This is a genomic window from Pseudomonas sp. HAR-UPW-AIA-41, from assembly GCF_002304225.1.
GTDB lineage: Bacteria > Pseudomonadota > Gammaproteobacteria > Pseudomonadales > Pseudomonadaceae > Aquipseudomonas.
This window is the reverse complement of record NZ_NSLB01000011.1, coordinates 50467-61140: the sequence shown is the minus strand read 5'-3', so window position 1 is coordinate 61140 and position 10674 is coordinate 50467. Positions and strand designations below refer to the sequence as shown.

Below are 10674 nucleotides of genomic sequence, written 5' to 3'. Positions count from 1 at the left end.
CGCTCCCTGCGGCTTACCCCTCTACACAACGACTGCTCTCAGCCGGACGAAAGGGGCACCTAGTGCTGCCTGAGAGTCCGAATCAGGCAGTTCAAAGCCTTGTCTTCTTCGCGAGGTTATAAGCGCGCCAAACGCCCCTTGCCAGAAGGGCGAACGGAATCGTTGCGCATAGGGAGGGCGGCAGTACCCTTGTCTACTCGGTCACCCTGAACCGCAGGGTGCCGAGCAGTTGTCCCGACTCGGTCAGCACCTTGACCTGCCAGCGGCCGACGGCCTCTGTCGGGAAGCGCTGCTTGCGGGTCCAGGCGCGGTAGCCGGCTTCGCGGCCGCCGCTGATGTTGAGGGCAATGCGGTCGACCTCACGGCCTTCATGCAGCCAGACGTGGAAGATGCGCTCCTTCAGACCGCGTGGCGCATTGATCGCGGTGAAGGCGTACAGGCCGGTACGCCTGAGTTCGGTCTGGCTGATCTGCTTGAGCTTGCCGGCGGCCTGGCGGCCCTGGCGGTCGTTGCTGACTGCCACCTCGGTCAGCCACAGGCTGGCCGGCGGCACCACCGCGCGGCCATACCAGCCCCCTACGCCCAGAGCCAGGGTCAGGGCCAGCAGACCCACACGCTGACGCCAGCGCTGTTCGCGCAGGACCACCACCAGACTGGCGAACGACAGCAGCATGGCCACGCCGAGCGCCAGCGGATAGCTCTGCGCGGTAGACAGGTGAAAGATGATCGGCAGTGCCGTGAGCAGCAGGGCGAACAGGGTCAGGCTGTGGAAGATCAGGTACAGCCAGCGCCGGGGGGCCAGTTGCTGGTTGTACAGCGGGTCGATGATGGTGATCAGCGCACAGGCGCCGAGCAGGCCGGTGAACAGCGCCTGGCTGCTGTTCCAGCTGGTGGTGATGAAGGCAAAGGGCAGGACGAAGAACAGGCTTTCCTGGTGGATCATCTGCGTCAGGTAACGCAGCAGCCCGGCCGGCAGGTGCCAGTTGAACCAGCGCTGCAGCTGGCTGCGCAGCAGGTTCTCCAGCATCAGCCAGAGCCAGCTGACCAGCATCAGCACGGCCACCACCTTGGCCACGCGGATCTGCCGGTCGACCAGGAAGAAGCTCAGCAGGCCCGAGCAGAAACCGAACAACGCCATGGCCCGCGGATGGCGCTGGATCAGTTCAAGCAGGGCAAACAGCCGTTGTTTCAGAGCAGTCACGACAGGGGGCCTGGGCAAAAGCGTGCAGGATACTGGCCCCTCCGTGTCCTGAGAACCGCTTTCCCGTCAGTGCTTTTTCAGGCCTGCCGACGGTGCCAGAACTGCTCGGCAAGCAGGCGCAGCGACTGCGCCAGGCCGGCCACCTGATGGGCGGCGATCTGGCTCTGTTCGGCGGCGACCACATTGCTGTCGGCGGCCTGGCGAATGCGTGTGATGTTGCGGTTGATCTCTTCGCTGACGGCGCTCTGCTGCTCGACTGCAGCGGCGATCTGTACGCTCATGTCGGTGATCTGATTGACCCGTGTGCCAATGCCGAGCAGGGCCTGGGCGGCCTCGCTGGCTTGCTGCACGCTCTGCCCGGCCTGCTCGCGGCTGCTGTGCATCACCGCCACGGCGGCATGGGCGCCTTCCTGCAGGGCGCTGATCATGCGTTGGATCTCGGCGGTGGACTGTTGGGTTCGTGAGGCCAGGCCGCGAACCTCGTCGGCGACCACGGCAAAGCCGCGACCCTGTTCGCCGGCGCGTGCCGCTTCGATGGCGGCGTTGAGGGCCAGCAGGTTGGTCTGCTCGGCGATGCCACGGATCACTTCCAGTACGCTGGATATTTCGCTGCTGTGCTGTTCCAGTTGGTGGATCACGCTGGCGGCTTGCTGAACCTCGTTGGCAAGGCGGCTGATGGTGGCGCTGGTCTGGTTGACCAGTTGCTGCCCCTGCACGGTTTCCTGATCGGCACAACCGGCGGCCACGGCACTGAGCTGGGCGCTGTTGGCCACCTCCTGCACGCTGGCGGCCATCTGGTTGACGGCAGTGGCGACCTGATCGGTTTCACCCTGCTGGCGCTGGTTGCTGGCCTGACTGACGGCCAGTTGTCCGGCCAGCTCTTCGGTATGTCCGGCCAGTAATTCGGCGGCATCACCGATGCGGCCTATCACGGCACTGGCTTCGGCTTCGGCCATGCGCAGTGCAAAGTCGATCTGGCCCAGTTCGTCGCGGCGGCCACAGTAGAGGGTCTGGCTCAGCGGGTTGTCGCCGATCGAGCGTGCCCTTGCCGCGAGACGGCGCAGCGGCGCCAGCTGCCAGCCCAGCAGCGCCACGCTCAGGCCTGCGCCGGCGAGGGCCAGGCTGGCACCGGCCAGTGGCGTGACGCCTCCGAGCGCCACGCCGGCCGCCAGTAGCAGCGGCCAGGCCAAGCTGCCGGTCAGTAGCAAGCGTGCGTTGTAACTCAGGCGTGCCGGTTGCAGGCAGTGCTGTGCCTCTCCGGCGCGCAGGCGGGCATAGAGCTGTTCGGCGGCAGCCGTCTGCTCCGCTGTCGCCGCAGTGCGAACCGACTGGTACTCCACCACTTCGCCGTTGCGCCGCACCGGTGTGACATAGGCACTGACCCAGTAGTGGTCGCCGTTTTTGCAGCGGTTTTTCACCAGACCCATCCAGCTTTTCCCGCTTTTCAGGGTTTGCCACAGGTGGGCAAAGGCAATGGGCGGCATGTCCGGGTGACGCACGACGTTGTGGTTGACTCCCAGCAGTTCCTCGTCGCTGAAGCCGCTGATGGCAACAAAGTCCTCATTCACGTAGCTGACCACCCCTTTGAGGTCAGTGGTGGAGAGGATGTTGGCGCTAGGACTGACGGTGATGGAGCGGTTGCTGACGGGCAGGTTTATTTTCATCGTTCCGGCTCTTCGTTCAGATGCAGTAGTCGGCTGGCGTCGGGGTGCGGCTCTGATGCAGGTAGGCAGGTTGTTGCCGTAGCAGCGGATCGAGCTGCCAGGCGGGTTGTGGCTGGCTGAGCAGGTAGCCCTGGGCGTAGTCGCAGCCTTCGGCGCGGAGGAAGTCCAGATGACTGCTCTGCTCCACGCCCTCTGCCACCACGGCCATGTTCAGGCCCTGGCCGAGCTTGATGATGGCGCGACTGATGGTGGCCAGGTCTTCGTCCTGACAGGTGCCGCCGATGAAGCTCTTGTCCACCTTGAGGATGTGCAGAGGGAAGCGCTTGAGGTAGCCGAGCGATGAGTAGCCGGTGCCGAAGTCATCGAGCGCCAGACGCACGCCGAGGCTGGCCAGCTCGCGCAGGCAGGCCAGGGTCTGCGCGCTGTCTTCCATCAGCTGGCTTTCGGTGATTTCCAGGATCAGGCAGCTGGCTGGCAGCCCGGTTTCAGTGAGGATGCGAGCTACGCGGCGCGCGAAGTCGCTGACCTTGAGCTGCTGGCTGGACAGGTTGACCGCGCAGTAGAGCCCCGGCTGCACGCACTGCCAGCACATGCACTGCCAGGCAGCATGGAACAACGCCCACTCGCCGACCGCGAGGATGTCGCCGGACTCTTCCAGAATCGGAATGAATTCCTCCGGTGATACCCAGCGGCCTTCATGCTGCCAGCGCAACAGGGCCTCTACGCCGACCACGCGGTTATGGCCGCGTTCCAGGCGGCAGATCGGTTGGAAGTGCAGGTCGAATTCGCCGCGCTCCAGCGCCTGCGCCAGAGCGCTTTCCAGCTGCAGCCGCCGTGCCGCACGCTCCTGCAGCTCTGCGCTGTAGCGGGCGAAGCGCGCCTTGCCGGCATCCTTGGCGCGGTACATGGCGAGGTCCGCGGCGCGCAGTACGTCGTCGCCGATATCCGCTTCGCCAAGGCCGGCAATGCCGATACTGGCGCTCACGCTGAGCTGGCGCTCGTCCAGCTGCAACGGCAGGTGCAGTTCGTCGAGCATGCGCTGGGCCACCCGTTCGGCGTCTTCGAGCTGAGCCAGGTCATCGAGCAGGACGACAAACTCGTCGCCGCCGAAGCGCGCGAGATGATCGCCTGGGCGCAGGCAGCGCTTGAGACGCTGTGCCACTTCCACCAGCACCAGATCGCCGCTGCTGTGGCCGAGGCTGTCGTTGATCAGCTTGAAACGATCGAGGTCAATGAACAGCAGTGCTGTGTGACGGGCGCCGGGCCGCTGGCGGCGCTCCTGGGCTTGGGCAAGCAACTCTTGCAGACGCGTGCGGTTGGCCAGGCCGGTCAGTGGGTCGTGCCGGGCGGCATGCTGCAGGTTCTGTTCGGCAGCTTTGTGCTGGCTGATATCGCTTTGCGAGCCGGCCAGACGCTGCCCGCCGCGCTCATCGCTGCTGAGCACTCCTCGCAGCAGCACCCACAGGTAATGTCCTTCACGGTGGCGGATGCGGTACTGGTGTTGCAGCGACGGGCTATTGCCGCCCAGGTGCTGCTGCACCGCCAGGCGCAGACCTGGCAAGTCTTCGGGATGGACGCGGGCGAACCAGCCGGCACTGCCCTCGCCCAACTCGTCGCGGGCCAGACCGAGCATGCTGGCCCAGCGCTCGGACAGGTACAGCTGGTCGCGGTCGATGTGCCAGTCCCAGATGCCGTCGTTAGCCCCGCGCAGGGCCCGGGCATAGCGTGCATCGCTGCTTTCCAGGGCTTGTCGCTGGGTCGCGCTGTACGCATCCACCGCCAGGCTCATGTCAAAGAACACGGCCTTGAGCAGGCTGGCGAACAGCTCGTGTTGGGCATGGCCATCGAACAGGCTGGTGAGCATCCGGTCGAGGTACAGGCGGTAGGCGCCCAGGTACCATTTCAGTTCCAGGCCGACACGTTCGTGCACCCAGCCCACGCGCAGTCGCTCACGAACGTAGTCGGCATCGTGCGGGCCACGCCACAGGCGCTGGTAGTAGGCCTTCTGACTGGCCTTGAGACGTTGCAGCACGCCGGGTTGCTGGAGCAGGCCGGCCGGAGTGGGGAAGCTGCCGAGATGGTTGTATAGCTGATCGACAAAATCTTCATGGGCATTACCCAGCCAGTCGATACCCTGCTGCAGCCTTTCAGCGTCGGCGCTGCTCCATTGCAGAAAGTCCAGACGCGTTTGCACTTCCTGATGGTCCAGGCCAATGCTGCGCAACAGCGCTTTAAGTTCTTCGGGGCTGCCCATGCATTCCTCGTACTTTTTAGCGGGCAATAAAAAAGCGCTAGTGACATCCGTGGGGCAATCCAACGGATGTCACTAGCGCTCTGTCTTACAGGCCCATGCGTCCTGCCCGGCAAAGCCGGCTTCCGCCACCGTCAGGCCGGGGCGGAACCTTCTACGGGCGTTTTACCCGAAGCTGCCGTGTCCGACAAGTTTTGTAGAAGAACTTCAAGGCGCTTGCGCAGCTCGGCCAGGTCACGGGACTTGAATGCGTGGCGGGTTTTTTCCAAGGTCGCTACGGTGTCATGCAAGGCCTGTTGCAAATGGCTCAGGCGCTGGGTTTCGGCCGATTCGATGGCTCGACAGTGTGGCGCCAACAGGCAAGCGTTGGGGCTGCTGAGGATCTGACAATCGATGCCGGCCGCGTCGAGCAGGTCGTGCGCACGACAGGCTTGAGGAATATCCAGGCAAAGCAGTTGTAGAGGGGGGAGGTGGCTGGCCATGACTGCTGAGTTGTGGAATGACCAAAGGCTTAGTCCTCGTAAGGGTATTACGACTCGGCGCAAACCCCAAGTGCGACTCCAGGTCAGGATGTCGCACCCCTGGCGGTAATCGCCACACCCGCTGGCCGTTCTTGCCAGTGCGGCCGCGGCGCGACTGGCCTAGTCTCTGCGGCATGTCTTCCTGTCCCTGGATATTCAGCTGATGAATTACGACGAGAGCCAGCAGATCTGGCTGGGCCTGGTGCTGGCCAGCCTGATGTTTGGTGTGGCGCTGGAGCTGCGCCTGAGCCATTTCTCCTATGTCCTGCGGCGGCCGCTGCCGGTGTTTACCGGTCTGCTGGCGCAGTGCCTGTTGCTGCCCTGGGCGACGCTCCTGGCCACGCTGCTGCTGGACCTCAAGCCCGGTATCGAGCTGGGGCTGCTGCTGGTGGCCTGCTGCCCCGGCGGTAATCTGTCCAATGTCATCACCCATCTGGCGCGGGGCAACACGGCTCTGTCGGTAAGTGTCACCAGCGTTTCCAGCCTGCTGGCGATCATCACCCTGCCGTTCAACTTCGCCCTGACCTCCAGCCTCAATCCGGACACGGCGGCTTTTCTCAGCGGTCAGATGAGCACCCTGCAGGTCGATGCCAGCGGCATCGTGCAGGGCCTGCTGCTGATGCTGGTGGCGCCGCTGCTGGTGGGCATGTTGCTGGGCAACCTGGCGCCGCGCTTCACCGCGCGCATCCTGCCGGGGTTCAAGCGTTTCACCATGATTGCCTTCATCGGCTTCCTGCTGGTGGCGGTGATCGGCAACCGTCACCTGCTGCTCGACAGCCTCGGCCCGCTGCTGCTGATCGTGGTGCTGCACAACGCCAGTGCCCTGCTGCTGGGTTGGGGCACGGCACGCATCTTCGGGCTGGTGGATTTCGACCGCCGCGCGCTGACCATCGAGGTCGGTATGCAGAACTCGGGGCTGGCGCTGGGGCTGATCTTCACCCAGTTCGGTGGCCAGCCGGACATGGCGCTGATCGCCGCCCTGTGGGGCACCTGGCACATCGTCTCCGGTCTGTTGCTGGTCGCTCTGTGGCGGCGTAATCCGCCCCACCTGAGCACCGCCAAGGAGGAACAGCCATGCGCGTCCTGATTACCGGCGCCGCCGGCTTCATCGGTCAGCAGGTCCTCAGTGACCTGGCTGTGCAGCAACCCAACTGGCAGCTGTTTGCTGCCGACATCCGCGAGATCACGGCGCGCGACAACATCCATCCGCTGCACCTGGATATCAGCCAGCGGGCCGAGGTGCACAAGGTCGTGGGCCAGTGCCGTCCGGACGCCATCGTCCACCTGGCCTCGGTGGTCAGCCCGCCGCCGGGCATGAGCGAGGAGACCCTGCACGCCATTGATGTCGGCGGTACCGAGGCCATTGTCGAGGCGGCCGTGGCCAATGGCGTGGGTCAGCTGATCGTCACCAGCTCCGGCGCGGCCTACGGCTACTACCCGGAGAACGCCGAGTGGATCGACGAGCACGACCCGCTGCGTGGCCACGCCCGCTTTGCCTATGCCAAGCACAAGCGCGAGGTCGAGGAGCTGCTGGTGCGCGTGCGGATCAATCACCCGGAGCTGCGTCAGCTGATTCTGCGTCCGGGCACCATCCTCGGCAGACGGGTCAACAACCAGATCACCGACATGTTCAAGAAACGCGCGGTGCTGGGCATTCAGGGCAGCGACAGCCGCTTCGTGTTCATCTGGGATCAGGACGTGGTCAGCATCATCCGCAAAGGGCTGGAGAAAGGTGCCAGTGGCATCTACAACCTGGCCGGCGATGGTGCCCTGAGCCTGCGCGAGATCGCCGAGATCCTGCGCAAGCCCTACCGCCCGCTGCCGGCCGGACTGATCCAGGGCGTGCTGCGCGTGCTCAAGCCACTGCGCCTGTCGCAGTACGGCCCTGAGCAGGTCGATTTCCTGCGTTACCGCCCGGTGCTGGCCAACCGCCGTCTGAAGGAAGAGTTCGGCTACACCCCGCGCTACACCAGCCGCGAAGCCTTTATCGCCTTTCTCGATGCCCAGGGAGTTCCGCATGCGTAATGCCGTTGTTGCCCTCGCCCTCACTGCCGCGGCCCTGCCCGCTCAGGCCCTGCAGGTAAGTATCCGGGATGCCGCCGGTGCGCCTCTGCCGCTGGCCATGGTCACGCTGAAGGCCGAGCGCCCGCTGCGCGCCGCCGGTGACGACAACGGCTATCCACGCGAGCGTACCGAACAGCGCATCAGCCCGGAGATCACCGCCTTCGCCGGTGCCGACGGCCGCGTGCAGGTCGATTACCCGGAAGCCGTGCCGCTGAATCTGCGCGTGCGCGTGCCGGGCTATAAGGACCTGAGCCAGGCCGGTGTCAGCGCCGATGCCACCCTGGAGCTGCGCCTCACTGCCGAGACCGATCCGGCCGCGCTGGCTGCCCAGCAGCCGGCCAACGCCTGGTTTGCCGCGCTGGATTTCGGCGGCGACGCATCGCTGAAGAAAACCGCCATGGAGCAGTGCAGCTTCTGTCATCAGCAGGGCAGCTTCTTCATGCGCCGCGAGCGCAGCGAGGAAGAATGGCAGCAGGTGATGGAACGCATGATCGGCTATGGCGCGCGTCCGTCCAGCGAGCACCAGCCGAAACTCATCGAGGTGTTCCAGAAGGGCTACACCGACCTGCGCCAGCACCCGGAGAAAGTCCTGCGCGCCAAGCCGTGGGAAACCCATCTGGCCGGTGCCCAGGTGCGCGAGTGGCCGATCGGCGACCCCTTCTCGCAGATGCATGACCTGCTGCTGCACAGCAGCGGCAAGATCTATGTCGGCGACAACCTGCAGGACCGCCTGTGGGAGATCGACCCTGGGACCGGCCAGACCGTGGTTTACAAGACGCCGGTGGACGAGGGCGACGAGATCGGCGGGCTGTTCAGCGGCCGGCTGAAGACCTACCCCAAGCTGGAAACCACCGCCGGTATCCACTCCTTCGCCGAGTCGCCGAAGGATGGCCACATCTTCATCACGCCCTCGCTGCAGCAGCGCCTGTTCGAGTTCGACCCGGTCAGTAAGACCTTCACCACCCACTACTTCGATGACGGTCTGTACCCGCACACCGTGCGTATCGATGCGCAGGACAACGTCTGGTTCACCCTGGCGCTGTCCAACCAGGTCGGCCGCTTCGACCGCCAGACCAAGAGCTTCCGCACCTACGGGCTGCCGGCGCGCAGCACCAAGGAGGAAGTGGGTCTGGCGCTCAATGGCGTGGTGCGCAAGCTGATGAACTGGGGCATGCCGATGCACTGGTTGCCGGTGGATAAGCGCGTGACCGGCATGCCGCTGCCCTACGGCATCGACGTGGCGCCGGATGGCCGGGTGTGGTTTGCCCGCCTGCATGCCGACTCCATCGGCGTGATCGATCCCAAGACCGACAGCGTGCAGGTCATCGACACGCCGTTCCAGGGCCCGCGCCGCCTGCGCGCCGATGCCGTGGGCGATGTGTGGATCGCTGCCTTCCCCGAGGCCAAGATCGTCCGCTATCGCCCGGCTGACGGCAGCTTCAAGGATTACCCGCTGCCCACCGCGCTCAATGGCGCCGAGACGCCCTACTCGCTCAACGTCGACCGCGCCCGCCAGCAGGTGTGGGTCACCGGCACCGCTTCGGACAACCTGATGCGTCTGGATATCGCCAGCGGCCAGTGGCGCACCTTCCCCATGCCGCGCAAGGTGACGTTCACCCGCGACATCGAGATCGCCGCCGACGGCCGGGTGTTCACCAGCAACGGCGCCTTCCCCAGCTGGCAGATCGAGGACGGTCAGCCGACCCTGATCGAGCTCAAGCCGGGCCAGTGAGGCCTTCGCGGCGGCCTGCCCCGGGCCGCCGCCTTCCGGAGTACCTGTCTTGTCTGCATCTCCCTACAGCCGCTGGGACCTGATCCGTTTCTTCGTGGCCTGTCTGGCCGGCTTTCTCGCCGGTCACCTGACCAACTACACGGTGATCCTCTACGCCCAGGACGTCTGGGGGCGCGATGCCCTGGCCGGCGCCGGCTTTGCCCTGTGCTTCGGCGTGCCGCTGCTGCTCGGCTGGCCGGCCGGTGCCTGGTGCGATCAGCATTCGCCGCAGCGCATCGCGCAGATCGCCCACGGCGCCTTTCTCGCCGCCCTGCTCTGGCTGGTGGCGGCCAGCCGCAGCGAGCACTGGGGCGTGGGCTTCTATCTGCTCGGTGCCACCTGTGCCGGTATTGGCTGGTCGCTGTTGGCGCCGGCGCGCATGGCTCTGCTCGGTCGGCTGGCCGGTGAGCGTCAGGCCAAGCTGGCGGTGCTGTTCAATGCCCTCGTGATGCTCGGTTTCGGCCTGGCGCCGCTGCTGCTGGCACTGGCCCGCACCCAGGGCGGCTGGCCGGCGGTGCAGGCCAGCGGTCTGGCGCTGTTCATGCTCGCCAGCGCGCTGCTGCTGGGCCTCAGGGTGCCGGCGCTGGGCGGGGAGGGCCATGTGCTGGCGCGTATCCGCCAGGGATTCGCCTACGCCCTGGGTACGCCGCTGCTGGCGCAGGCGCTGCTCACGGCGGTGCTGATCTATCTGGCCATGGGGCCGATTCAGGTGATGCTGCCGCGCTTTGCCCAGCAGACGCTGATGCTGTCCGAGATGGGCCGCGGTCTGTTTCTCGGTGCGCTGGCGCTGGCGCTGCTGCTCGGTGGCGCGCTGGCGCTGCCGCTGGCGCGGCGCTTCGGTCAGGGTCGCAGCCTGTTGGTCGCTGCCGTGCTCAGTGGCGTTGCCCTGAGCCTGTTGGGGCTGCAGGAGAGCCTGCTTGGCGCCCTGCTCTGCCTCGGCGCCAACGGCATGGGCGCGGGCCTGGCGGTCAGCCTGATCGTGGCGCTGCTGCAGCATGAAAGCGAGCCAGCCCTGCGCGGCCGTCTGCTGAGCCTGTACACCGTGACCAGTCAGGTGATTCCGGCCGCCGGCGGGCTCGGCGCCGGGCTGCTGCTGGAGCTGCTGCCGGCCAGTACCGGCCTGCTGCTCTGCGGCGCCAGCCTGACCCTGCTGTTCACTCTGGCGGCCTGGCGATTGGTCCGTCTGCGCGCCTATGGCTGAG

At 65.8% G+C, this 10674-nt stretch carries 7 protein-coding genes and 2 pseudogenes; 4 read left to right on the top strand and 5 right to left on the bottom strand.

The genetic code is table 11. The features are described from left to right. Positions 1 to 193 precede the first annotated feature (193 nt). The 5 genes and pseudogenes from CK486_RS16090 to CK486_RS18365 all read right to left on the bottom strand — a co-directional run bounded on the left by CK486_RS16090 (position 194) and on the right by CK486_RS18365 (position 5598). On the bottom strand, positions 194 to 1201 hold the full coding sequence (locus CK486_RS16090; RefSeq protein ID WP_256574447.1) for a DUF5924 family protein: 1008 nt from the start codon (positions 1199 to 1201) through the stop codon (positions 194 to 196). A gap of 77 nt (positions 1202 to 1278) precedes the next feature. Continuing rightward, positions 1279 to 1839 (bottom strand): annotated as a pseudogene (locus CK486_RS18565) (methyl-accepting chemotaxis protein); the annotation flags it as partial. A gap of 345 nt (positions 1840 to 2184) precedes the next feature. Further along, positions 2185 to 2865 (bottom strand): annotated as a pseudogene (locus CK486_RS18560) (PAS domain-containing protein); the annotation flags it as partial. 16 nt (positions 2866 to 2881) lie between these two features. Next, positions 2882 to 5119 (bottom strand): bifunctional diguanylate cyclase/phosphodiesterase, encoded by a 2238-nt coding sequence (locus tag CK486_RS16080; RefSeq protein ID WP_095941326.1) that lies wholly within the window; start codon positions 5117 to 5119, stop codon positions 2882 to 2884. A gap of 131 nt (positions 5120 to 5250) precedes the next feature. Continuing rightward, positions 5251 to 5598 carry a hypothetical protein gene (locus tag CK486_RS18365; protein WP_256574446.1) on the bottom strand — a complete coding sequence of 116 codons (348 nt, stop codon included), beginning with the start codon at positions 5596 to 5598 and terminating at the stop codon, positions 5251 to 5253. Positions 5599 to 5800: 202 nt separating this feature from the next. Here CK486_RS18365 and CK486_RS16070 point away from each other — a divergent pair, with 202 nt between their 5' ends. Genes CK486_RS16070 through CK486_RS16055 form a run of 4 tightly spaced genes read left to right on the top strand, consistent with a single transcriptional unit; the run spans position 5801 to position 10673 of the window. Beyond that, on the top strand, positions 5801 to 6724 hold the full coding sequence (locus tag CK486_RS16070; RefSeq protein WP_095941325.1) for a bile acid:sodium symporter family protein: 924 nt from the start codon (positions 5801 to 5803) through the stop codon (positions 6722 to 6724). Then, complete coding sequence (locus CK486_RS16065; protein WP_095941324.1) at positions 6712 to 7662, top strand: NAD-dependent epimerase/dehydratase family protein; 951 nt, start codon at positions 6712 to 6714, stop codon at positions 7660 to 7662. Before CK486_RS16070 ends, CK486_RS16065 begins: the two co-directional genes overlap by 13 nt. Next, positions 7655 to 9433 carry a lyase gene (locus CK486_RS16060; RefSeq protein WP_095941323.1) on the top strand — a complete coding sequence of 593 codons (1779 nt, stop codon included), beginning with the start codon at positions 7655 to 7657 and terminating at the stop codon, positions 9431 to 9433. The genes CK486_RS16065 and CK486_RS16060 overlap by 8 nt, the downstream gene beginning before the upstream one ends. 49 nt (positions 9434 to 9482) lie before the next feature. After that, positions 9483 to 10673 carry an MFS transporter gene (locus tag CK486_RS16055; RefSeq protein WP_095941322.1) on the top strand — a complete coding sequence of 397 codons (1191 nt, stop codon included), beginning with the start codon at positions 9483 to 9485 and terminating at the stop codon, positions 10671 to 10673. Position 10674: the final 1 nt, after the last annotated feature.

Coding starts and splice junctions, on each gene's coding strand:
- CK486_RS16080 (WP_095941326.1), bottom strand. CDS start 5,119: ATGGGCAGCCCCGAAGAACTTAAAGCGCTGTTGCGCAGCATTGGCCTG.
- CK486_RS18365 (WP_256574446.1), bottom strand. CDS start 5,598: ATGGCCAGCCACCTCCCCCCTCTACAACTGCTTTGCCTGGATATTCCT.
- CK486_RS16070 (WP_095941325.1), top strand. CDS start 5,801: ATGAATTACGACGAGAGCCAGCAGATCTGGCTGGGCCTGGTGCTGGCC.
- CK486_RS16065 (WP_095941324.1), top strand. CDS start 6,712: ATGCGCGTCCTGATTACCGGCGCCGCCGGCTTCATCGGTCAGCAGGTC.
- CK486_RS16060 (WP_095941323.1), top strand. CDS start 7,655: ATGCGTAATGCCGTTGTTGCCCTCGCCCTCACTGCCGCGGCCCTGCCC.